Annotated in this window: 23 protein-coding genes; 13 read left to right on the top strand and 10 right to left on the bottom strand. The window is 59.4% G+C overall.

The annotated features are described in order from the left end of the window. Position 1: 1 nt before the first annotated feature. From ACEN93_RS25840 to ACEN93_RS25830, 3 genes are all read right to left on the bottom strand, one after another. Positions 2-532, bottom strand: coding sequence for a hypothetical protein (locus ACEN93_RS25840; RefSeq protein WP_039769929.1), 531 nt, complete (start codon positions 530-532; stop codon positions 2-4). A gap of 90 nt (positions 533-622) precedes the next feature. Further along, positions 623-1,141, bottom strand: a complete 519-nt coding sequence (locus ACEN93_RS25835; protein WP_039769928.1) for an ankyrin repeat domain-containing protein — start codon at positions 1,139-1,141, stop codon at positions 623-625. Positions 1,142-1,237: 96 nt separating this feature from the next. Then, positions 1,238-3,076, bottom strand: coding sequence for a long-chain-acyl-CoA synthetase (locus ACEN93_RS25830; protein ID WP_495610666.1), 1,839 nt, complete (start codon positions 3,074-3,076; stop codon positions 1,238-1,240). A 389-nt stretch (positions 3,077-3,465) separates the two neighbouring features. Here ACEN93_RS25830 and ACEN93_RS25825 point away from each other — a divergent pair, with 389 nt between their 5' ends. Beyond that, positions 3,466-3,744 carry a DUF3509 domain-containing protein gene (locus tag ACEN93_RS25825; RefSeq protein ID WP_039769924.1) on the top strand — a complete coding sequence of 93 codons (279 nt, stop codon included), beginning with the start codon at positions 3,466-3,468 and terminating at the stop codon, positions 3,742-3,744. A 78-nt stretch (positions 3,745-3,822) separates the two neighbouring features. Here the strand turns inward: ACEN93_RS25825 and mtnC are convergent, their stop codons facing one another. From mtnC to aroC, 5 genes are all read right to left on the bottom strand, one after another. After that, entirely contained in the window at positions 3,823-4,506 is a 684-nt protein-coding gene (gene mtnC, locus ACEN93_RS25820; protein ID WP_103387049.1) for an acireductone synthase, read from the bottom strand. Positions 4,507-4,510: 4 nt separating this feature from the next. Further along, positions 4,511-5,056: a 1,2-dihydroxy-3-keto-5-methylthiopentene dioxygenase gene (locus ACEN93_RS25815; protein WP_039770173.1), complete on the bottom strand. Its 546-nt coding sequence runs from the start codon at positions 5,054-5,056 to the stop codon at positions 4,511-4,513. Between the two features lie 91 nt (positions 5,057-5,147). Then, positions 5,148-5,774, bottom strand: a complete 627-nt coding sequence (locus ACEN93_RS25810) for a methylthioribulose 1-phosphate dehydratase (RefSeq protein ID WP_085666676.1) — start codon at positions 5,772-5,774, stop codon at positions 5,148-5,150. Further along, a complete protein-coding gene (locus tag ACEN93_RS25805; RefSeq protein WP_011333208.1) occupies positions 5,771-6,916 on the bottom strand; it encodes an MFS transporter in 1,146 nt (381 codons plus the stop codon). The genes ACEN93_RS25810 and ACEN93_RS25805 overlap by 4 nt, the downstream gene beginning before the upstream one ends. 31 nt (positions 6,917-6,947) lie before the next feature. Then, positions 6,948-8,039, bottom strand: a complete 1,092-nt coding sequence (aroC, locus tag ACEN93_RS25800; RefSeq protein ID WP_495610665.1) for a chorismate synthase — start codon at positions 8,037-8,039, stop codon at positions 6,948-6,950. Between the two features lie 130 nt (positions 8,040-8,169). Here aroC and ACEN93_RS25795 point away from each other — a divergent pair, with 130 nt between their 5' ends. Both ACEN93_RS25795 and ACEN93_RS25790 read left to right on the top strand, forming a co-directional pair. After that, complete coding sequence (locus ACEN93_RS25795) at positions 8,170-9,123, top strand: alpha/beta hydrolase (protein ID WP_039769918.1); 954 nt, start codon at positions 8,170-8,172, stop codon at positions 9,121-9,123. Positions 9,124-9,219: 96 nt separating this feature from the next. Beyond that, positions 9,220-10,011, top strand: coding sequence for a hypothetical protein (locus ACEN93_RS25790; protein ID WP_039769917.1), 792 nt, complete (start codon positions 9,220-9,222; stop codon positions 10,009-10,011). A gap of 42 nt (positions 10,012-10,053) precedes the next feature. On the opposite strand, the gene prmB is transcribed toward ACEN93_RS25790, so the two are convergent. Then, positions 10,054-10,962 carry a 50S ribosomal protein L3 N(5)-glutamine methyltransferase gene (gene prmB, locus ACEN93_RS25785; RefSeq protein WP_443579612.1) on the bottom strand — a complete coding sequence of 303 codons (909 nt, stop codon included), beginning with the start codon at positions 10,960-10,962 and terminating at the stop codon, positions 10,054-10,056. Positions 10,963-11,201: 239 nt separating this feature from the next. Here prmB and ACEN93_RS25780 point away from each other — a divergent pair, with 239 nt between their 5' ends. From ACEN93_RS25780 to ACEN93_RS25760, 5 genes are all read left to right on the top strand, one after another. Then, positions 11,202-11,792, top strand: coding sequence for a cysteine hydrolase family protein (locus ACEN93_RS25780; RefSeq protein WP_011333204.1), 591 nt, complete (start codon positions 11,202-11,204; stop codon positions 11,790-11,792). A 131-nt stretch (positions 11,793-11,923) separates the two neighbouring features. After that, positions 11,924-12,244 carry a hypothetical protein gene (locus tag ACEN93_RS25775; protein WP_007960009.1) on the top strand — a complete coding sequence of 107 codons (321 nt, stop codon included), beginning with the start codon at positions 11,924-11,926 and terminating at the stop codon, positions 12,242-12,244. Between the two features lie 73 nt (positions 12,245-12,317). Then, positions 12,318-12,875, top strand: a complete 558-nt coding sequence (locus tag ACEN93_RS25770; protein WP_039769915.1) for a Smr/MutS family protein — start codon at positions 12,318-12,320, stop codon at positions 12,873-12,875. Positions 12,876-12,952: 77 nt separating this feature from the next. Further along, positions 12,953-13,498 carry a GTP cyclohydrolase I FolE gene (folE, locus tag ACEN93_RS25765; RefSeq protein ID WP_003204506.1) on the top strand — a complete coding sequence of 182 codons (546 nt, stop codon included), beginning with the start codon at positions 12,953-12,955 and terminating at the stop codon, positions 13,496-13,498. 101 nt (positions 13,499-13,599) lie between these two features. Next, a complete protein-coding gene (locus ACEN93_RS25760; protein ID WP_074687602.1) occupies positions 13,600-13,971 on the top strand; it encodes a glutaredoxin family protein in 372 nt (123 codons plus the stop codon). Between the two features lie 31 nt (positions 13,972-14,002). Here ACEN93_RS25760 and ACEN93_RS25755 read toward each other — a convergent pair whose 3' ends face one another. Next, entirely contained in the window at positions 14,003-15,169 is a 1,167-nt protein-coding gene (locus ACEN93_RS25755) for an aminotransferase-like domain-containing protein (RefSeq protein ID WP_414882576.1), read from the bottom strand. A gap of 82 nt (positions 15,170-15,251) precedes the next feature. On the opposite strand from ACEN93_RS25755, the gene ACEN93_RS25750 reads away from it, so the two are divergent. The 5 genes from ACEN93_RS25750 (at position 15,252) to ACEN93_RS25730 (ending at position 23,713) form a co-directional block, all read left to right on the top strand. Then, a complete protein-coding gene (locus ACEN93_RS25750) occupies positions 15,252-15,695 on the top strand; it encodes a MarR family winged helix-turn-helix transcriptional regulator (protein ID WP_495610664.1) in 444 nt (147 codons plus the stop codon). Positions 15,696-15,891: 196 nt separating this feature from the next. Continuing rightward, the gene (locus ACEN93_RS25745) at positions 15,892-17,241 is read left to right on the top strand and encodes an NCS2 family permease (protein ID WP_039769903.1); all 1,350 of its coding nucleotides are present in this window, start codon (positions 15,892-15,894) and stop codon (positions 17,239-17,241) included. 87 nt (positions 17,242-17,328) lie between these two features. After that, complete coding sequence (locus tag ACEN93_RS25740) at positions 17,329-17,958, top strand: LysE family translocator (RefSeq protein WP_039769902.1); 630 nt, start codon at positions 17,329-17,331, stop codon at positions 17,956-17,958. 196 nt (positions 17,959-18,154) lie between these two features. Continuing rightward, the gene (locus ACEN93_RS25735; RefSeq protein ID WP_495610663.1) at positions 18,155-21,832 is read left to right on the top strand and encodes a calcium-binding protein; all 3,678 of its coding nucleotides are present in this window, start codon (positions 18,155-18,157) and stop codon (positions 21,830-21,832) included. Between the two features lie 483 nt (positions 21,833-22,315). Beyond that, complete coding sequence (locus ACEN93_RS25730) at positions 22,316-23,713, top strand: hypothetical protein (protein ID WP_495610662.1); 1,398 nt, start codon at positions 22,316-22,318, stop codon at positions 23,711-23,713. The last annotated feature ends 115 nt before the right edge of the window (positions 23,714-23,828 follow it).

The following is a 23,828-nucleotide window of genomic DNA, read 5'->3' as shown; positions in this document are numbered from 1 at the left end:
GTCAGACGTGAACGGCGACCTTCAAGGCTTCCAGCGACGGCGCGGCGGCAATGCCGACTTCGGCGCACAGATCCAGCACGCGCGGCACGTCGTTGCCGTAGACCAGCACCACTTGCAGCTCGTCGTCGAGCAACTGGCTGAAGTTCATCAACGTGTAACCGCCGTTTTCCTTGTTCAGGCTGCTCATCTGCACCTGGATGCGGTTGAGCGCGGTCAGGGCCTCGGTCTTGGCCAGTTGCTTGGGCTTGAGGTTGAACTCCACGCCCGGACCGAACGAGGCAACGATCTGCGCGAACAGGTCGGCGTAGGTGTCAGCCTGGAACAGCACGGTCTCCGGCAGGCTGCCGACCACGACCCACTCGCCCAGCGGAATCGGGAAAGTCTCGTCGTAGTTAATGTCCGGGTTGGCGGTCAGAAAAGCGTCGGCATCGGCGTAGGCCTGCGCCGCTTCGTCAGCGACCTTCAGGATCTCGTCTTCGCCCATGCAGCCGGAGCTGATTTTGCTGATGAGTTCGGCGAGTGCGGCTTTCATGGGGGCGGATCCTGTGGCGAAGGGAATTTTGAGGGCGCGAAGGATAGCGCATTCTCGCCTTCGCCACAGAGCGGGTTCCGGCCAGCGGCCTCAGCCCAGCAGTTTTTCCAGCTGCGCGGTGGTGTCCACAGCGCCCATGGTGCGGGCCGCGTCCAGCGCGGTGACGCCATTGGCATCTTTGGCTTTCGGGTCGGCGCCCTGGTCGATCAAGTAGTCGACGATTTCAACCCGGTTGAACATCGCCGCCATCATCAGCGCCGTGCGGCCATCGAAGGAGGCGCCTTCAATCTGCGCCCCGCCCTCGACCAAGGCCTTGACCACGGCCAGATCGCCCTTGAACGCCGCGCCGGCAATCGGGCTCTGGCCGTTGCCATTGCGTTGTTCCGGGTCGGCCTTGTGCTTTAGCAGCACTTGCACCGCATCCACGTGACCGTAATAGCTGGCGAGCATCAGCAGGGTGTCGCCCTTGCTGTTGGTCAGGTTCACCGGCAGACCGGCAGTGATCAGGCGATCGAGCATCACCGCATCGCCCTCGCGCGCCTTGTTGAACACCTGTTCAGTGAATTCGGCTGCTTCCTCGGGGGTCATCTGGCGGCTTTGGTCAGACATGGTTCACTCCACTTTCGGTCAATCGGAAAGCCGACAGTTTCCCGAGCGCAGCGATAGCTGTCATCCCCTTTTTTCCAAGACCGCCGATAGCCAATATCAATAGCGGTACTTGCCTGCCCGGATGTCGGCAAGGATTTCATCCGTGACCTGCACGTAGGTTTCGCTCCCCGGCAGCCAGGCGTAAATCGGATCATCCGCCGTCAGGCCGGGGTCGAAGCCTTCGTTTTTCAGGCGGGTTTTCTGGTATTTGAAGGTGCCGGTGGTTTCCATTTTCACCTTGACCCGCAAGAACAGCGGCACTGCGTAGGCCGGCATGCGCTGGCGGGCGAAAGCCAGCAGCTCGGCGAAATCCAGGGTCGCGAGGGACTCGGCCGGGGTGATCGCCGCCATCCCGGCGCGGCCATTGGTGTTGGGGATTTCCACGCCATAGGCCACCGCTTCGGAAATATGCGGATGCTGGAGCAGCAGATTTTCGACCTCGGTGGTCGAGACGTTCTCGCCCTTCCAGCGATAGGTGTCGCCGAGGCGGTCGACAAACTGTGCGTGGCCGAAACCGATATTGCGCAGCAGATCGCCGGTGTTGAAGAAGCGGTCGCCCTTGGTGAACACGTCCTGCAATACAACCTTGGCGGTTTTCTGCGGATCGGTGTAGCCGTCCAGCGGCGCCTTGTCGTCGATCCGCGCCAGCAGCAGGCCTCGCTCACCCCGACCGACCTTGCGCATGAATCCGTCAGCGCCACGAATCGGCTCGCCGCTGTCCTGGTCATAGGCGACCAGTTCCCAGGCCATCAGCGAGAAACCGATGGTGTTGTCGAAATTGAGGATGTTGGTGAAGCCGATATTGCCGTCGCTGGCGGCGTACAGCTCGCAAATGTGATCCACGCCGAAGCGGGTCTTGAACTCGGCCCACGCACCGGGCCGCAGGCCGTTGCCGATCATCTTGCGCACATCATGACGACTGTCGTCGGCACTGAGCGGCTGATCCACCAGATACCGGCACAACTCGCCGACGTAACCGATGGTGGTGGCGCGGTAGCGGCGCACGTCGCTCCAGAACTGGCGGGCGCTGAACTTGCGGCGAATGGCGAAACCCGAAGCGCCATTGACCGCCGAACCCCAGCACACGCAAAGCCCGGTGGCGTGGTACAGCGGCAAGGTGCAATAGACGATGTCGTCCGGGCGCATGTCGAGGGCGATCATGCCGAAGCTCGCCGAACTGCGCATCCAGCGTCCGTGCTTGAACACGCCGGCTTTCGGCAAACCGGTGGTGCCGGAGGTGTAGATATAGAAACAGGGGTCGTCGAAGAAAATCTGCCGGCTGCTGGCCGGGTTGTCGCCCGAGGCGTCGGCGCTGGCGCTGATCAGGTTGATGTAGCCCTCGGGCGCGATGCCCGGATGGCTGAAGGTATCCTGATCGGCGACGAACCAGGCGCGCACTGCCGGGATCGACACTTGCTCGCGTACCGCCGCAAACGCCGGCAACAACTCTTCACCGACGACAATCGCCGCCGGCATTACCAGATTGATGCTGTGGATCAGCGTATCGCGGGTCTGCGAGGTATTGAGCAGCGCACTGACGGCGCCCACTTTGGCCAGGGCCAGAATCGTCACCAGCAATTCCGCGCGGTTCTCGATGAACACCGCCACCACATCGCCTTTACCGATGCCCTGCCCGATCAGATAGTGGGCGATGCGGTTGGCCCACTGGTTGACCTGTGAATAACTCAGCACCACCTCACCCGACAGCAGCGCGGGGCCCTCGGGATTGCGCAGAGTCGCTTGCTCGAAAGTCCAGCCCAGGCCACAGGTTTGGGTCGGATCCTTGACGTTGGCCACCTTCATGCCTTTCACCACCCGAGGGATGGCTTTGGCAATCATCGGCAGCTTGCGGAGCATCATGCCCCAGGTAATCGTGTCGCTAGGCGCGTGGCGCATGGCAGCTCCCGTTCGACCTTGACGTGCAGGCCGGATTTTTATTGTCGGGCAATCGGGTGAGGCAACCGGCGCTTCTCGAGCGAGGGTCGAGGCCGAAAATACGTCAGGGCTTCTCAGGCTGTACACGCGGTTTTTGCAATGTTTTGTATCCGCCCGGGGCTGCAAAGCACAGCGGGATTCCGGCCGGAGATATTGGTTCCATCGGATCGACAGTGATCCCGCAAAATGCAGGATGCACGATGGCCATTCATGCAGATTGCACGACAGACGAAACGAGTAGAATTTATAACTTACTGATTTACAACGATTTTTATAAAAATAAATACTGGCACAATCGCTGCAACTCCCTATACATGCTTGCCATTCAAGTGCATACGGAGCTGAAAGACATGAACCTGATCCAAGAAAAATTTACCTCCCTGTTCTCCAACTTCGCCGTCACCACCCAGCCCCGTCCCGATGGCGGGATTCTGCTGACGCTGAAGAGTGCCGACGGCAAAGTGTTCAAGCGTGCACTCACCTATCAGCAATTGCATACCGGCGACCAACTGTCGTGGGCGATCAGCGCGATCCGTCGTGATCTGGCAGAACAAGCCAGCGAGCTGCCGCAGATCGGCATGTTGCAAAGCCAGCAGCGTTTCGCCCTGCCGACTTATCACTCGATGTAATTCGAACACCGTATAAACAGACAGGCCGTGGAGCTTTCGCTTCACGGCCTGTTTTTTTTGCGCGTCGATTGGGTGAACTCAGAACGCTTCCGGTTCGATCCCGGTAAAACTGTCGACGGTCACATGCCCTGCCAACTCCCCACCCTCACGGGCCAGCCCGCAGGTTTGCAAGCTGGCGGCCTGGGCCGCATCGAGTTCCTGCACGATATCGGACAGGAACAGGATCTCCTGCGGTTCGACACCGATGGCCTGCTGGATGTTGCTGTACGACTGCGCTTCGCGCTTCGGCCCGGAGGTAGTGTCGAAATAGCCGCTGAACAGCGGCGTCAGATCCCCTGCTTCCGAGCAGCCGAAAATCAGCTTCTGCGCCTGGATCGAACCGGATGAATACACAAACAGTTGATAACCGGCCTGATGCCAGCGCTGCAGCGCTTCAACGGCATCCGGATAAACATGGCCTTTCAACTGCCCGGCCTGATAGCCCTGTTCCCAAACCATGCCCTGCAACGCTTTCAGCGGCGTGGCTTTCCGGTCTTCGGCGATCCAGGCCAGCAGAATTTCCACGACCCGCTCGACGTCAGCCTGCGGTTCGTTGCTGTAGCGGCGCACGGCGTCCAGTTGCTCGGCAACATCCGCGCGCTGAGCGTTCTGGCGAACGAAGTCCGGCAGATGTTTCGCCGCATACGGAAACAGCACGTCGAACACAAAACTCACCGCGCTGGTGGTGCCTTCGATGTCGGTGAGAATGACCTTGATCGACATTGGCTCAGTCCTCCAGACGCGGGAAGCGGCCGGCGATGTCTTCGCCGGTGAAGTTGGCGACCCAGCCTTCAGGGTTGTTGAACAGGCGGATCGCCACGAAGTGCGGGTTCTCGCCCATGTCAAACCAGTGTTTGGTGCCGGCCGGCACCGAAATCAGGTCGTTCTTCTCGCACAGCACGGCGTAGACGTAATCATCGATGTGCAGGGTAAACAGGCCACGACCGGCGACGAAGAAGCGTACTTCGTCTTCGCCATGGCGATGTTCTTCGAGGAACTTGGCGCGCAATTCGGCTTTTTGCGGGTGGTCGCTGTTGAGGCTGATCACGTCGACCGTGATGTAACCGCGCTCGGTCATCAGTTTGTCGATCTGCTCTTTATAGGCACCGATCACTTCTTCCTGGCTGGCGCCGGGCTGGATCTTCGCGGCGGCTTGCCAACGGTCGAAGCGCACGCCCTGCTCGGCCAGGGTCGAGGCGATGTCTTCGAAATGGGTCAGCACCTTGTTCGGAATTTCGGGGCTGGAAACGTGATAGACGGACAGGCTGCTCATGGGGCATTCCTCGGTATCGGCCTTGCCGTCCGGTTCTTCGAGACCGGTCGGGCACTGCATTCATCAGGCAAATGGGCTGGTTCTGGTGAAGTCAGCCTTGGCGGTTCATGACGCTGCGGGTCTTCAACTCGCATTCAAACAGGAATTCAAAGGCCTCGATCTGGCGCAACGCGTCGCTCATCTGCGCGCCCCAAGTGTAGAGGCCGTGGCCGCGAATCAGATAACCGACGCAATCGGGATGGGCGTCGAGCCAAGGCTGCACCTTGGCGGCGAGGCGCGCAATGTCCTGATCGTTGTCGAAGATCGGCACGCGCACCCGGGATTCGTGGGTCGAAATACCGCTGAAGGCTTTTTGCAGTTCGTAGTCTTCGAACTCGATGAAGTCTTGTGGCGTCAGGCGCGACAGCACCGTGGCGTTCACCGAGTGGGTGTGCAACACCGCGCCGATCTCCGGGCGCCAGTTGTAGAGCTGGGTGTGCAGCAGGGTTTCGGCGGACGGTTTTTTGCCGGGCTCAAGACTGTTGCCGGACAGGTCGGTGGCGAGCACGTCGTCCAGGCCCAACTGGCCCTTGTGCTTGCCGGACACGGTCAGCAGCGCTTCGCTCGGCGACAGGCGCGTCGAGTAATTGCTGCTGGTGGCCGGCGACCAGCCGCGACCATAAAGAAAACGCCCGGCGTCGACAATTTGCTGGGCAAGCTGTTCACGGGTAAGGCTCATGGCCTGTCCTCTTGCATTCGAATGGCAATGATAACGGCAGCGGCGAGCGCTGCGAGACTGGCAATACTAAAGGTCAATGTCGCGCCGAGGGCATTCCAGCTGTAACCGGAATACAAAGCGCCGAGCGCACCGCCGGTGCCGGCCAGCGCGGCATACAACGCCTGGCCCTGCCCTTGCTGGCGCGCGCCGAAGCTACGTTGCACGAACGCGATGGCAGCCGCATGAAAGCTGCCGAACGTCGCCGCGTGCAGCACCTGGGCAAACAGCAAGACCCACAGGAACTCGGCGAACGAACCTAGCAGCAACCAGCGCAGCGCCGCCAGCAGAAAACTCGCCATCAGCACCCGCCGCAGGGAAAAACGCGCGAGGATCCGGCTCATGGCCATGAACATCAGCACTTCCGCCACCACGCCGACCGCCCAGAGCATGCCGATCACGCCACGGCTGTAGCCCAGTCGCTCGAGGTGCAGGGTCAAAAACGTGTAATACGGCCCGTGGCTCATCTGCATCAGCGCCACGCAACCGTAGAACGCCAACACCCCAGGATTGCGCAACTGCTTGAGAAAGCCCTCGCCTGTCGGCCGGTTGCCCTGAGGTGGCTGCGCATTCGGCACCCACAGGCTGCTGAGGACGATGCCGGCCATGATCAACACCAGCGCCGCCGGGTAGATATCGAGGCTGAGCCACTCGAACAGGCGACCGAGGGCGACCACGGTGATGATGAAACCGATCGAGCCCCACAGGCGAATCTGACTGTAGCGGGAGGTCTGGCCCTGCAAATGCGCGAGGGTGATGACTTCGAACTGCGGCAGCACCGCGTGCCAGAAGAACGCATGCAAGGCCATGACCATCGCCAGCCAGGCGTAGGTCTTGCTGACGAAAATCAATGAGAACGTCAGCAGCGTGCACACCGCGCCAAAGCGCACGATGGCCAGGCGCCTGCCGGTGTAATCGCCGAGCCAGCCCCAGATGTTCGGCGCCACGCAGCGCATCAGCATTGGGATCGCCACCAGCTCGCCGATCCGAGCGGCACTGAAACCGAGGTGATCGAAGTACAGCGCCAGAAACGGCGCCGTCGAACCGAGCAAGGCGAAATAGAACAGATAGAAACTGGACAGCCGCCAGTACGGGAGCGCCGCCACGCTCAGACCGCAGCGGCAGTGAGTTGACCCATCAGAGCTGGCCCAGCACCGGGGTGCTCACGCGCACATCGGCATTCTGGCCACGGTGACGCAGCAGGTGATCCATCAGCACGATGGCCATCATCGCCTCGGCAATCGGCGTGGCGCGGATGCCGACGCACGGATCGTGACGGCCCTTGGTGATCACGTCGACCGGATTGCCGTCGATGTCGATCGAACGGCCCGGGGTGGTGATGCTCGAAGTCGGCTTCAACGCCAGGTGCGCAACGATCGGCTGACCCGAGGAGATCCCGCCGAGAATGCCGCCGGCGTTGTTGCTGAGGAAGCCTTCCGGAGTCATTTCATCGCGGTGCTCGGTGCCACGCTGGGCGACGCAGGCGAAACCGGCGCCGATTTCCACACCTTTGACCGCGTTGATGCTCATCAGCGCATGGGCCAGTTCGGCGTCGAGACGGTCGAAGATCGGCTCGCCCAGGCCCGGCATCACACCTTCGGCAACCACGGTGATCCTGGCGCCGACGGAGTCTTGATCGCGGCGCAACTGGTCCATGTAGGCTTCCAGCTCCGGCACTTTGTCGGGGTCCGGGCTGAAGAAGGCGTTCTGCTCGACCGATTCCCAGGTCTTGAACGGGATTTCGATCGGGCCGAGCTGGCTCATGTAGCCGCGAATGACGATGCCCTGGCTGGCCAGGTACTTCTTGGCGATGGCGCCGGCCGCGACGCGCATGGCGGTTTCCCGCGCGGAGCTGCGACCGCCGCCGCGGTAGTCGCGCGCGCCGTATTTGTGGTGGTAGGTGTAGTCGGCGTGGGCCGGGCGGAACAGGTCCTTGATCGCCGAGTAGTCCTTGGACTTCTGGTCGGTGTTGCGGATCAGCAGGCCGATGGAGCAACCGGTGGTGCGGCCCTCGAACACGCCGGAGAGGATTTCGACTTCATCGGCTTCCTGGCGCTGGGTGGTGTGGCGGCTGGTGCCCGGCTTGCGACGGTCGAGGTCGCGTTGCAGATCTTCAAGGGAAATCTCCAGGCCCGGCGGGCAGCCGTCGACAATGGCGACCAACGCCGGACCATGGCTTTCGCCCGCGGTGGTGACAGTGAACAGCTTGCCGTAGGTATTGCCGGACATGCAGGACGCTCCGTGAAATTGAACCCAGATTCGTGATGCGCGCCAGTATACGCAGGCTAACCGAGTAGTTCATCCTCGAACCTTAGCGGTGTGGGTGAGTCCAACCGGCACCTTGGCAAATGATGGCGTGATGATGCTGCGAGTTTTGATCTTGAGCCTTTCCCTGTTTACCGGCTTCGTCCAGGCGACTGTCCTGCAACGACCGGTCACGTTGACGACTGACAACGGCGAACTTTTCGGCTCGCTGTTGCTGCCGAAATCCGACAACCCCGTGCCGGTTGTCCTGATCCTTTCCGGCTCGGGTCCTACCGATCGTGACGGAAACAACCCCGACGGTGGACGCAATGACAGCCTCAAACGACTGGCCTGGGTGCTGGCCAAACACAATATCGCCAGTGTGCGCTTCGACAAGCGCGGCGTGGCCGCCAGCCTGGCGGCGACTCCGGACGAGCGAAACCTGTCGGTGGAAGCCTACGTGGCGGACGCCGTGGCCTGGGGTCAGAAGCTGAAAGCCGATCCGCGCTTCGGTCCATTGATTTTGCTGGGCCACAGCGAAGGTGCATTGATCGCCAGCCTGGCGGCGCCGAAGGTGGACGCCGCTGCGGTGATCTCTCTCTCTGGCACAGCCCGGCCCATTGATCAGGTGCTGCGCCGGCAACTGGCCCGCAGCCTCCCTCCTCCTTTGATGCTGCGCAGCAACGAATTGCTCGACAGCCTCAAGGCCGGGCGCACCGACGACAATGTGCCGGCGCCGTTGCAGGTGATTTTCCGTCCGAGTGTGCAGCCGTATCTGATTTCGCTGTTCCGTCAGGATCCGGCGGCGGCCTTCGCTCAACTGCAAATGCCGGCGCTGATCGTGCAAGGCAGCAACGATATTCAGGTCCAGGTCGATGATGCGAAATTGCTCAAGGCCGCCAAACCGGATGCGCAACTGGCGCTGATCGAAGGCATGAACCACGTGTTGCGCATCGTGCCCAATGACGTGAAGCGGCAACTGGCCTCCTACAAGGACCCGAATTTGCCCTTGGCGGCGGAACTGGGGACACGCGTGCTTGAGTTTATTGACGGACTTCGCACCCGTTGAGCTCTTTTACCCTCTAGTCCTGTAGAAAACGGCCGATAAGCCTTTGTCGCCAGCGTACTGGCTGGCGGCAAGCAGCTTGGACAGGATCTCGCCGTTATGACTGATACCCAGACTTCAACCGACACCACCGCTGAAAAAGACGCACCGCCAGCGGTCGAGCTGCCATGGGCGGATGTCCACGTCGAGCACCACAAGATGCTCCGCCTGGCGCCGTTGCAGACCGACCGCAATACCGGCGGGCGGCCACTGCGCTTCGTTGAATTCGGTTACGCCGAGCGCAACGGCAAAGAACACAGCCTGATGCGCATGGCGATCAAGTTGCCCGCTCAGCGTGTGCGTAAAGAACAGAATCACCTGGACGTGTGGGTCGATCACACGACCAAACGCGTGCACTTCGGCCCGGACAGCGGTTTGCAGATCGAACCTATGAACCGTGGCATCGGCCGTTTCATGGCTGCCCAGGGCATCAACTGGGCGAAAAAACGCTGGCCCACCTACACCGTCGACGGCATGGACTTGAACAACAAGGACGCGCTGAACGAAGACACTCGCCTGCGCCGCGATCACTTTCTGCGGGTGCACGGCTTTGATGTGGTTTACGCCGACGCCCAGCATTTGAAGGGCAGCGTCAAGGAAGTAAAGGTCGGTGACTTGCTGGGCGACTGGAACAGCGAAAAGCTGCAGATCGTCGAAATTCTCGAAGCTGCGCAAATGCTGCAGCAGGCCGAGCAGAATCTGGCCGAGCAGGAAGTGAAGCTGAAGAAGCAGGAAGACAAGGTCAGCAAGTTCAAACGTGAAGACGCCGGGTTGCGGTTCACCATTACCTGTCTGGTGGCGTTTGCGGTGTTTCAGGCCGGGTTGCTGATCTGGATTGCAACGCACCGCTAAGACCATGATCGTTCCCACCGAGGTGGGAACGATCGGTTCAGGTCAGACGCGGGAGGCGAACAGTGCCTGATGGGCGCGGCACTGTTCGGCGGTCAGCATGAACACGCCATGCCCGCCGCGCTCGAACTCCAGCCAGGCGAAATCGACTTCCGGGTACAGCGCCTCGACGTGGACCTGGCTGTTGCCCACCTCGACAATCAATAAACCCTTCTCGGTCAGGTGATCCGCCGCTTCGGCGAGCATCCGGCGCACCAGGTTCAAACCATCGTCGCCGCAAGCCAGACCGAGTTCCGGCTCGTGCTGATATTCGTCCGGCATGTCGGCGAAATCTTCCGCATCGACGTAGGGCGGGTTCGACACGATCAGGTCGAAACGTTGACCCGGCAGACCATCGAAACCATCGCCCTGCACCGTGAACACCCGCTCATCGACGCCATGACGCTCGATGTTCTGGTTCGCCACTTCCAGCGCTTCGAACGACAGATCCGCCAGCACCACTTCGGCGTTCTGGAACTCGTAGGCGCACGCGATGCCGATGCAACCGGAGCCGGTGCACAGGTCGAGAATCCGCCCCGGCTCGTCGCCGATCCATGGGGCAAAACGGTTTTCGATCAGTTCGCCAATCGGCGAGCGCGGGATCAGCACGCGCTCATCGACGATGAACGACATGCCGCAGAACCAGGCTTCGCCCAGCAGATAAGCGGTCGGAATGCGCTCTTCGATGCGGCGCTTGAGCAGGCGCTGAAGATTGACCAGCTCGTCGTCCTCCAGCGCGCAATCCAGATAGCTGTCGGCGATTTCCCACGGCAGGTGCAAGGCACCGAGCACTAGCTGCCGGGCTTCGTCCCAGGCATTGTCGGTGCCATGGCCGAAAAACAGATCCTCCCCATGGAAGCGGCTGACGGCCCAACGAATGTGGTCGCGCAGGGTACGAAGTCGGGAAGTGATCACGGGGCAGAACTCCAGAAAAAACGACTGGCGATTCTAGCAGCCAAAACGCGCCGCGACGACGCAGGAAAGATTCCGGGGCGACGGTAGGACTCTTCCGATTTTCCCCTCGGCTATTGAACAGATCGTGTAACTTGACAAGGCTGCAGGCCAGCAACGACGGTGTCTACGATGGTAGCGATTCACAGAACCGCTCAGCCAGAGGACAATGTCGCAAAAGCCCCACCCGAAGGAGCCCCAGAATGTCCGTTCCAAAAACGATGTTTCAACTCAGCGGTCGCGGTTACGCAGCGGCCACGTTGAGCCATGCCACCGTGGTCATCATCGATGCCCAGAAAGAGTACCTCAGCGGCCCGCTGGCCCTGAGCGGCATGGACGCGGCTGTCGCGAACATCAAACAACTGGTTGCCGCCGCCCGCGCGGCCGGCCGGCCGATCGTGCACGTGCGCCACCTCGGCACCGTCGGCGGTCTGTTCGACCCGCAGGGCGAACGCGGCGAGTTCATCCCCGGCCTGGAACCCCAGGGCGATGAAACCATCATCGGCAAGTTGCTGCCGAGCGCCTTTCACGGCACCGAACTCTACGATCGTCTGCAAACCATCGGCTCGCTGGACCTGATCGTCTGCGGTTTCATGAGCCATTCCAGCGTCAGCACCACCGTGCGCGCGGCGAAGAACCTGGGTTTCCGCTGCACCCTGGTCGAAGATGCCTGTGCCACCCGCGATCTGCCATTCAAGGGCCGCGTGCTCAGCGCCGAACAGGTGCAGGAAGCGGAAATGGCGATCATGGCTGACAACTTCGCTACCCTCGCCCTGACCCAGGATCTGATCTGATCTTCCGTAAATGAGCGGCTCAGCCCGCCGCTCATCTGCAAAAACCTCGCATTTGCTTCAATTACCCTAGCCTCAGGAACAACCCGGTCAACTCCCGGTCGAAGGGCCGATACCCATTGAGGAAGGTCGGAATGAAGTTATCCGATGGATTTGACGCACGCCGCTTGCGGCCCAAAGGCCAAAGCAACTGGCGATTTCGATTCGGCGCGGCGATCGCGGCCATACTGGCGACGTTCGGCGTGCTGCTGGCGATGGCCGGGGCCGCCAGCCTGCTGGGGCGCCCACCGGCGCTCGGCGACCTGAACGCAACACCGCTCGGCTCGGCGATCATTCTCGCAGTCGGCCTGCTGTTCCTGTATTTCGGCGTGGCCCTGTGGCGTCGTTGCCGGCGTCGCGCACGGCAATCGCGGGAATTGAACATGTCCCCGCACCTGATGAAAAAACACGATTGATCGACGGCCTGGCTTTTTGCCGGGCCGTTTTGTGTCTGTTTGGGTAAACTGGCCGCCCTTCGCGGAGGCTGACATGCAAGACGACGATTTTTCCCTGTTCAAAAGTGCGATCCAAGGCGTCAAGCCGATCAAGCACGACCGCGCCGACACCGGCAAACCCAAGGCTGACCGAGACCGGATCGCCAAGCTGCGCCAGTCCGCCACCGTGCGCACCGACACCACCACCGTTGACGGCCTGTCCGATCAGTTCGTGATTGACGTAGGTCCCGAAGACGAGCTGATGTGGGCCCGCGACGGCGTGCAGGAAAGCCAGATGCGCAAGCTCAAGATCGGACAGATCCCGTTCGAAGGCAGCCTCGACCTGCACGGCATGAGCGTCGAAAAGGCCCGGGAAACCCTTTGGGCCTTTCTCGCCGAAGCGACCAAATTCGAAATCCGCTGCGTGCGCGTTACTCACGGCAAGGCTGTGCGTCTGGATGGCAAGCGTCCGATGATCAAAAGCCACGTCAACACCTGGCTGCGCCAGCATGCGCAAGTGCTGGGTTTCTGCTCGTGCCAGGCGAAACATGGCGGCGCCGGCGCCGTGTATGTGATGCTCAAACGCACCATGATGGAAGGCCGCGACGAATAATCCCGTCACACCGAACTTGCAGGGTCGTGTCCGCCACCGTACCCTTGCCCTTTGCGAAAATCCCCACAGGTAGTTTCATGTCCCTGGAACAGAATTACACCGCGATTCTCGGCCAACTGGGCGAGGACGTCTCCCGCGAGGGCCTGCTCGACACGCCAAAGCGTGCCGCCAAAGCCATGCAGTACCTCTGCCGCGGTTATGAACAGACGCTCGAAGAGGTCACCAACGGTGCCCTGTTCAGCTCCGACAACAGCGAAATGGTGCTGGTCAAGGACATCGAGCTGTACTCGTTGTGCGAACACCACCTGCTGCCGTTCATCGGCAAGGCCCACGTCGCGTACATCCCGAGCGGCAAAGTGTTGGGCCTGTCGAAGGTCGCGCGGATCGTCGACATGTACGCCCGTCGCCTGCAGATTCAGGAAAACCTCAGCCGCCAGATCGCCGATGCGGTCCAGCAGGTCACCGGCGCGCTGGGCGTGGCCGTGGTGATCGAGGCCAAGCACATGTGCATGATGATGCGCGGTGTGGAGAAACAGAATTCGTCGATGATCACTTCGGTGATGCTCGGTGAGTTCCGTGAAAACGCGGCGACCCGCAGCGAGTTTCTCAGCCTGATCAAGTAATGCGTGACAGAAAAAACCGGCGTTGATCGCCGGTTTTTTTTCGTCCGTGAAAAATCGGGTAAGCTGCGCGCCTTCTTCAATGTCCCTGTGAGGCTTGTAACGTGTTCGTCAAAGCGCTTCGTGTCGGCCTCGGCCAACTGATCATCTTCGTGGACTTTCTGACCCGCCCGGGCAAGAAGCAGCGCCCCGCCGCTGCCCAGGCTCAGGTTGATGCCGCCGCCAGGAACCTGACCCTGTATCAGTTCCACGCCTGCCCGTTCTGCGTGAAGACCCGCCGCAGCCTGCGTCGCCTGAACGTTCCGGTGGCCCTGAAGGATGCGAAAAACAACGAGCAGGATCGTCAGACCCTGCTGGAACAGGGCGGCAAGATCAAGGTGCCGTGCCTGCGCATCGAAGAGAACGGCCAGACCACCTGGATGTATGAGTCCAACACGATCATCGAATATCTGAACAAGCGGTTCGCCGCAGTCTGAATCAAAAAAACCGGCCTGATGGCCGGTTTTTTTATGCCGCCTGCGCGGCCTGGGCCTGGCGCACCACCGCTGCCAGGCGTTTGAGCCCTTCGTCCAGTCGGGCCGGGTCGATGTGACTGAAGTTCAGGCGCAGATGCCCGGGATTGCGATCCGGCTCGGGGAAGAACGGCTCCCCGGGCATGAACGCCACATCGTTGGCCAGCGCGGTGTTCAGCAACGTGCGGGTGTCCAGCGGTTGCTTCAGAGTCAGCCAGAAAAACAGCCCGCCCTGCGGCGTGTTCCAGTCCGCCAGATCGGCGAAATGGGTTTCCAGCGCCGCTTGAAAGGCGTCGCGGCGCTGACGGTAGAAGCCGCGCAATTCACTCAAGTGCTGCTGATATTTCTCACTGCCGATCCACTGCAGCGCCTGCCACTGGCCGATGCGGTTGGTGTGCAGATCCGCCGACTGCTTGAGTTTGAGCAGATGCGGGAACAGATCCGGGCTGGCGATCAGGTAGCCGACACGCAGGCCCGGCAACAGGGTTTTCGACACGGTGCCGGTGTAGATCCAGCTGGATTTCTTCAGGCGTCCGGCAATCGGCTGGGCGCTGCCGCCGTCGAAGGTCAGCTCGCGATAGGGCTCGTCTTCGATCAGGGTCACGCCGAATTCGTCGAGCAATGCCGCAACGGCCGCGCGTTTGGCTTCGCTGTAGCGCACAGCGGACGGGTTCTGGAAGGTCGGAATCAAATAGATGAACGCCGGGCGGTGCTGCTCCACACGCTGACGCAATTGCGCAAGGTTCGGACCGTCAGCCTCCAGCGGCACGGTCAGGCAATCGGCGCCGAACAGCTGGAAAATCTGCAACGCCGCCAGATACGTTGGCGCTTCAAGCAGGATTTCGGTGCCCTTATCGATGTACAGCTTGGCCGCCAGGTCCAGAGTCTGCTGGGAACCACTGACTACCAGCACCTGACTCGCCTCACACGGCAAACCCAGCGCCCTCGCCTCTGCTGCCAGCGCTTCGCGCAATGCCGGCTCACCTTCGCTCATGCCGTACTGGCCGAGAGATAGCGGCATGTCGGCCCACTCTACCTTCGGCAGCATCGCTTCGGCAGGCAGCCCGCCGGCGAAAGACATGACCTCCGGGCGCTGGGCCGCGGCAAGGATTTCACGGATCAGAGAACTTTTGAGGCGCGAGACACGTTCGGAAAAAGCCATGGAAGTCACCGCTAGCGAGGCATGGGAAAAATGAGTCAAACTTGTTGACTGAAATTACGACACCTTCTCTGGAAACGTCAATATGCTTGACCTTAAAAACTGCGCCAGCCAACAACAAGCCATGGAAGCGTTTTTCTTCGGTTATCAGGCGTTCACCTCCAAGGCCGACGAAATGCTCGAACGTCGCGGCCTGTCCCGAGTGCATCAACGCATTGTGTTTTTCATAGCTCGCTATCCGAACCTTAGCGTCAAGGAGTTGCTCGCGCTGCTCGGCGTCAGCAAGCAGGCGCTGAACATGCCGTTGCGGCAATTGCAGGAAATGCACCTGGTGGACAGCGTTGCGTCCGAGACCGATAAACGTAAACGCCTGCTGGAGCTGACCGCTGAAGGCGCGAAACTTGAACAGGCGCTGCGTCGTGAACAGGTGAAATTGCTTGAGCGCGTCTTTGCCGAAGCCGGCGAAACGGCGGTCAACGGCTGGCTGGCGGTCAATCTGGCGCTGGGAACCAATCGCCCAACCGAGTGATATAGCTCGATCACCAGTCTTTTCGTCTACAAAACCAAAAACAATATTTGCTTTATTTGTACACAAAAGCATAATCCACAGCGTGCGAGTTCCTGACCGCATGGTCAACAAATTCGCGTATGCCTCAAAGGGCCGCTGCCACCCCTCATGGGTCCGGTCCTGGAAATAACAATAAAACTCTTGAGGAGTACTCGCTGTGGAAAGCCGCAAATCCGAAGCATCGACGCTGGAACTCTCGCCGCCGTTACGCACTGGCCTGCTTGAGCGCATCTTCAAACTCAGCTTGCATGGCACCACGGTGAAGACCGAGCTGATTGCCGGTCTGACAACCTTCATCACCATGGCCTACATCATCTTCGTCAACCCGAACATCATGGCCGATGCCGGGATCGATCACGGTGCAGCCTTCGTCGCCACCTGTATCGCCGCCGCGCTGGGCTGCCTGCTGATGGGCCTCTACGCCAACTGGCCGGTGGGCCTGGCGCCAGGCATGGGCCTCAACGCGTTCTTCACCTACACCGTGGTCGGCACCATGGGCTACAACTGGGAAACCGCCCTCGGCGCGGTGTTCGTCTCGGGCGTGCTGTTCATGATCCTGACCTTTTCGCGGATCCGCGAATGGCTGCTCAACAGCATCCCGGTCAGCCTGCGCTATGCGATGGGCGCCGGTGTGGGTCTGTTCCTCGGGCTGATCGGCCTGAAAACCGCCGGCATCGTCGTCGATAGTCCGGCGACTCTGATCAAGCTCGGCTCGCTGCGTGAACCCGGCCCGCTGCTCGCCGCCATCTGCTTCCTGATGATCGCGATCCTCAGCTACCACAAAGTATTCGGCGCGATCCTCATCAGCATCATCACTGTGACCCTCGCGGGCTGGGGGATTGGTCTGGTGCACTACGAGGGCATCATGTCCGCCCCGCCAAGCCTGGCGCCAACCTTCATGGCCATGAACGTCGCCGGCGTCTTCAACGTCAGCATGATCAGCGTGGTACTGGCCTTCCTCTTCGTACACATGTTCGACACCGCCGGCACCCTGATGGGCGTCGCCCAGCGCGCCAATCTGGTGAACGCTGACGGGCGTATCGAAAACCTCTCCCGCGCGATGAAAGCCGACTCCGCCTCCAGCGTTTTCGGCGCGGTCGTCGGTGTTCCGCCGGTCACCAGCTACGTGGAAAGTGCCGCCGGTGTAGCGGCTGGTGGTCGGACTGGTCTTACCGCCGTCACCGTGGGTGTGCTATTTATAGCCGCGATGTTCTTTGCACCGCTGGCCGGCATGATTCCCGCCTATGCCACCGCCGGCGCACTGATTTACGTAGCGATGCTGATGATGGGCGGCATGGCGCACATCGAATGGGACGAAGCGACCGACAGCATTCCGGCCATCGTCACCGCGATCATGATGCCGCTGACCTTCTCGGTCGCCGACGGTATCGCGCTGGGCTTCATTACCTATGTCGCGCTGAAGGCCGGCACCGGTAAATACAAGGAAATCTCCGTCAGCCTGTGGGTGCTCTGCGCGATCTTCATCGCCAAGTTCATCTTCCTGTAAGCGCTACGCGGTTCACGCTTCAAAACAGCCTCACCCCACCGGGTGGGGCTTTTGCACATTCTTGATAACGATAAAAAGGAGCAAGTGATGAGTCTGGAAACCTGGCTGCTGTTCAGTGGCGCTGCGCTGGTGGTGATCCTGATTCCGGGGCCGCTGTCGTTGCTGATGATCAGCAACAGTCTGAATTACGGCCTGCGTCGTTCGTACCCGGCGTTCCTTGGCGGCGTGTTCGCCTCGATCTGCCTGCTCAGTGCCTCGGCGCTGGGGCTGGGCGCCCTGTTGCTGGCGTCCGAAAAACTGTTCAGCGCCCTGAAAATCATCGGCGCGATCTACCTGTTCTACCTCGCCTGGCAGAGCTGGCAGCAATCGCGTCAGCCGTCGGTGGGGGCCGAAGTGCCTCAGGCCGCACCGGTTCCGAAATTCCGCGCATTGTTCAGCCGGGCCTTCGTGCTGGGCGCGAGCAATCCGAAAGACATTTTGTTTTTCGCCGCATTTCTGCCGCAATTCCTCAGCGCTGAACAGCCGTTCCTGCCGCAACTGCTGGTGATGATCGCCACCTGGACGTTGCTCGACCTGCTGTGCAAATTGACCTACGGCCTCGGTGCCCATGGCGCCGCGCGTTATCTGCGCAGCGGCAAGGGGCAGAGCTGGTTCAATCGGGTCAGTGCCGGACTGTTCGGAGGCGCTGGAGCTGCTTCACTGTTGAGCGGGCACTGAATAACGTAGTGATCGATAATGCCATCCAGGACCATAAATTGAATTTCTGGATGGCAGCAAAGAACGACGGTTGATTCGAGTACAACAACTCAAGCCATCTGCAACACACCGCAATAGCCTGCGGATATACAAAATTGAATTTCTTTAACTACCATGGAGCAGCAAATACATAACCACGCAAGAACAAGGATGTTCTATGGCAACGCTAATACTCGACTCCACCATCAACCATAATTCAGTAGACATTTCGGACATTGAACTAACTTCCTACCCCAAACCCGCCTCCACGATTGATTTTGAAGAACACCAAAGCAATACCGGGAAACCTTCTGAATCAAAACGCAAAACATCAGAGTTGAAAGTTGTCGACCAAGTATATGGTCCTCTTCGGATCGGCAACTTCTACATAACCCGAAGATCTCTCGACGCATTGGGTGCCACCCTTGACGGCCAAGTTCTGGATGGAAAAAACACTTTTTTCCGCACTCCAAGTAGAAAGTTCATCGATGGTTTGCAGTTTGATCCAGTTAAAATCAACGCTCGCATGAAAACGTCCGTCAGCGATGATGATTACTCGCTGACTGCGCTGCTGTTTGAAATTGCCAGCCGACGACCGCTGACGTCGCCCACCTTGCTGAATAACGATATCGATACCCACTCCGACACCGATGGTTATCTGACCAAGTTGAAGCAACTTCTAGTCTCTGCACAGAAACTGGACATTCGACATGCGCATATGTCCGAGCCCCTTCCTAAATGGGCAAACCGTACCGCAAGCCGCACCATGGCCGGCACCGGCATTGGCCTCCAGGCGTTTGGTATCTACAGTGGACTTTGCGGGCTCCAGGATGCAGTGAAAAACAAGGATTCCTACGGGATCATCTTCAACAGCGCTGCCTATACAGCAGATATCACTTCGATTGCAGTGGACCTGGCGGTCACTCACAAAGCCACCCAGATGCTCAAGGCCGGACAAAGCGCCTACAAGGGCTTCGCACACACCAGCTTTGCATTGAAACTGGGCCGGGGGGGCGGCTTGATCGGCGGAGCCTTGACCCTCCCTTTCGATATCATCAGCGCGGTGGATTCATTCAATGCAGCAGCCAAAGCCACGGGTAAAGAGGCTGTCAATCATTACGTAAACGCTGGCTTGAGTGTGACCAGCGCGGCGATGACCGTACTGCTGGGCACCGCGGCTCTGGCCGGTTTTTCCTCTGCCGGCCCTATAGGGCTGGTGGCTGGCCTGCTGCTGGTCGCCGGTTCGCGTATCTGGGCGGCCATCAACGTGGTCGATGACATCGACGATTACATCACCCTGACAACCGAAGAACGATTGCGCACAGGCTGGTTTGCATTCTGGGGAATCAGCCCGGATGAAAGCGTCGAAAATCGCCATATCATTGCCAGGGCCGCCGCTCAACATGCCCGGCAGCTGCAAGCCTCCGCCAGAAAATTGCTCGACGAAGATCTGAAAGACCATACCGAGGCTGTCATCAACGGCAGATTTCACGTCGAAGTCGAGTCGATTCAGATCCCCACCTACCACTCGACCCCGGAAAACCCGCAGTACAAAACCATCAAGCGCCCTAGAATCGTCGATGACAACGACACTATCGATGCACGTGCCGGCGTCACGGAAAAGACCAAAGGCTCCGTCCTCGGAGCGTCATCGGAACTCAAGAACATTCTTTGGTTTCTCGGTGGCGGTTTCGACACCGTGCAGGGAGTGACGAATAAACCCAACAACTTCTATTACAGGCTGGGTCCGAAGTTTCTGGACGGAGGCAAACAGGATGACGAATTCGTCTTTGAGGGGGCCGCCGATCTGCTGCAAACAAAAGACCATTCCGGCCTGATCGGCGAACTGGATGGAGGCGCGGGAAGCGACAGCCTGAAACTGACCGGAACGTTTCCTGCCGGACACGAAGAGCGCTTTGGCTACAAAATCGATCTGAAGCAAGGCGAGATGTTTGTAAAGGTCGAACCGGATAAAGCAGACGGACTGATTCTGCACAGCATGCTGCGCAATATCGAGAACATCGACACCCTTGCAGGATCGAACAACGAGGTGATCGGTACCGACGGGCCAAACATCATCAAGGCTCGTGGCAAGGATCATGTCGATGCCGGAGCCGGCGATGACCAGATCTACGTGCTCAGCCCCTTTGCATCAATTCGTGGCGGCCCCGGCAAAGACACTTATGCGCTTTCCCATTTACCCGGCAACGTAGTGATTCACGAGGAAGGTACAGACGAGAGTTTCATCGTGCTGGACTGGCGATCGGATCTGATTGAAAGCTGGGAAATCAAAAATGCAGACTTGATCGTCACTTCGGGGTTCGATCTCGATGACGACAAAAAAAGATACGTGCGCCTGACCAATCTTTACGACTGGACTGACAATCGAACACAAAAATTGAGGGGGGGAAAGCTGACGTTCATCACCAGGGATGGCTTCCGCTGGATACCTGAACTCCCGGAAATCATTATTGACTCGCAATACGCGCCTGCTTCACAGATTCAGGTTTCCATGTTGCAGCAAGGCACGCGCGAGCTCCCGGCCATCCTCCACTCCTCGGACATTACCGTCCCTCAGGATAAAAACACCCACTATTGGATTTCACGAAACAACCAGCACACCACTCTGACGGTCACAGAACAAAAGAACAGTTTTCTGACCACTGTGTACCTTGATTTCTCCAGCGTGGAACTTTCGAATGTCCTGGCGACTTACAACATCGAAGTCCTCGCGGAAGGTGAACTCAAAAACATCATGTACAGGAATTGCAACCTGAAGCTTTTTTTCGGTGAGAAAAGCCTGTCGATCAACAATCTTGCCAGCTCCTGGTGGCGCAGCCCTGGACGGATAAACAATGGCCTGACCCGCCCTCTCATGATGCTCAATCACTCATTCGTGCTGATCCTGAACGATGGGGTTTCTTATCGCCTGCACGTGCCTCCCATCGCGGACGACCATCTATCGAATTACGGTATCGGTCATTCGCAAAGGGCGAAGGCGATTACCCTGACACCTCGGGAAGGAGAGCATCTCTATTTGCGTCCCCTCGACAATACCCCACACCCGCTGGGCGACCAGGCACGGTGTGTCAGGTTCTCGCTCCCGACCGCCCAGACCGCCATCGAAACCCTGAGCGGAAATGGATCGACCTATCTCGTTCACCTCAGCAATGACATGTCCTTGCGCCTGTCCACTCCCGGTGCCATGGCCTCGGCGACTGAACGGCTCGCCTTCTCCTCGACCTGGGAGCTGGACGCGACAGCCCTGGGTCACGTCGACATAACGCTCTCCAACAATCAGTTACTGATTGGGAAATGCACCGTGCACCTGCCTGAATACGACAACAGCGAAGATCTGGTGGATCAGATACGTGTGATCACGGCTTCGGGGATTGTGCATGCAGTCGATCTGATCTTTGAGGCCATCTATATAGAATCGATCGATGCCAGGTTCTTCATCCCCCCCGACGATCCCGACACGCCTCTGCCTGCCGAATGGTCCACCGCGACGAGCGTTCAACTCCCCGTGCGCAATATATCGATGAAAGACGGCACACCGGGAGCGCTCTCATATCACCTGAGTCAACGTCGCTGGGTATTGGATACCGATTTTTCCCGCCTTGTGGACGTCGACGACCTGAAGACGATCAACCACTGTACCCATCAGATGAATGTGTTCGAAGTGGTAGCAAAGATTGCCCTCGATTACTCCCCTCCGATCAGCGCCCAGGGTCTGCACACGCTTCGAGCGCAATGCGCGAAGCTGAGGGGAGATCTGTCCCTTGATGACGCGACAAGGCTGGAGCGAGCGAAGAACCTGGCCTGGCTTCTGGCCGGACAATCCAGCGTCAATTGAAGGCTTTGCCTCCATCAGTGTGCAGCGTTCATGACAGACCGGCCGGGGGGTCGCGACCTCCGGCCGTTTCGGGTCAGTCATTGGCGCTGACGTCACTGGAAAGATCCGGCATCACGAATGCGTGCGCATAGACATATGTATTACCCGGAACGGGTCTGGGCTGACGATCATTTCCCCTCAATGATCCGCACTGTCGGTCTTCCAATCGCCTCGTTCATTTCAAGAGCACATCCATCAATGAGCCCCAAACGCCCTATCCGCGCCAAAGACACAGCCTCCCACGACAGTCCTCCGACTTCACGCATTCCGGCACCGGATCTGCTTCCGGGACCCCGCATTCATGCGGACGGCCACAATGCACTGCCTTTGCCTGACCATCGCTCGGACCGCTCCGTGCACTTGCCGGAGCCTCAGCCACCCACGGTCGAGATCATTGACCTGCCCGGCGATACGCAGATAACGCGACTGAATGTAGAGCCCCCCATGTCCACCTATTTTCTGGCTCCCCGACTTGTCGACCGCCTGCCGCAGCCCGACGTACAAACCGGGCTGCGCTCATCCGGACGTTATCACTATGTCGACCTGATCGACGGTGCAACGGTTCTGGTCGGTACGGATACGCAGAACCGGATACGGGCACGCCTACCCAACGAACTCATCGCTTCCGGCCCGCTTCTGGAGCGTATCGAAGGCACTGTTCAGTGGCGCCAGGTCCAGGCGCAGAGCGGTACTGGTGCGGAACCCTCGCAACTGATCCTCACTCGCCATCTCCAGGATGAATCGCCTGCCATTCCGGAAAAACGGGCGCGCCGTGAAGAAGACATTGGACCAGAGAGCGAAGGAACGCCTGCCGTTGAAAAAGACGATGCAACGGCAACAGTTCCTCGTTCACCCGCGCCGCTACCCGATGCTCCAATCGACCACTGGGAGCAGTGGGCAATCGACGCACCGCCCGGAACAACCCACGATATACAGATCAATGGCAAACGATACATGGTGTTGCCTCAAGGGCCTGCAGAAGACACACCCATTGTTTACATCACCAACCCCACACACCTGATTCACAACTATTCATCACTGGAAAGGGTTCTCGCTTCGGACCTGTTGCAACAGCCTCGCGGTGCAATCCGCGTACCTCCCGCCGGTCACTGGGAGATCGATCCCACACTGCCCTTCCTGCAACCGCTTGCAGGTTATGTTGCCGTGCATTTTCCGGAGTTGTCGGCCACCTGCCTGCAGCAGGTGGCAAAGCGTCAGTTCGAACTTGCCAATGGCTCCGACAGGATAACCGGCACCGGACTGACTCTCTTGCGCCAAACCTTCAACGACTGGAAAGCCGGCAACACCTACCCGCGAGCCGAGCTTGCGGACCCGTTATTGATGCTGCCCTCGATGATCACCCTCGAGCCGGAAAACGCGCGCTTCATGGCGCTGCCGCTACCTGATGGAGAGGGGTCGCTGCAACGCCTCGATTTCGACCCCAACCGATTCAAACTGGAATGGAGGCACTTCATGCCCAGTCAATCGGGCCAGGACTTGAAACGTTTCACTGCGGCACTGCTGAAACGCAACGGATACAACGTCTTCGACATCAGCCCTTCGACGTCATTTCCCGCCGTCGTATTCAATCGGCCAGGACATGATTTTCTGTTCTTTTTGAGCCTGCACCGCATCAGAGGTCAAAAAATCCATCTCCCCTTGAATCTCGACCCGAAGAGCTGGGGTGTCTCTCTGGGCGAACAGGTCGGCACATCGGCGGCACAGGCAGTCATTCAGGCAAATGCCGAAAAAAGGGTCGTCTGGCTCAGAGGAGGACCGCAAACGCTGGCGACTTATCCGCAAACTTTCGTGATTGTCAGGGACGAAAATTCCAGACTCTAAAATGAAACTTCGTCAGACCAAAGGCCAGCCTGCGGCGAATTTCAAGCAAAAAAAGCCCGCAGTGTGAGCGGGCGAAAGACCAAAGAAGCTATATGCGCAGTCGCTTCCCGGTGGG

This window comes from Pseudomonas sp. Pseusp21 (assembly GCF_059492145.1).
This window is presented reverse-complemented; position numbering and strand designations above follow the sequence as displayed.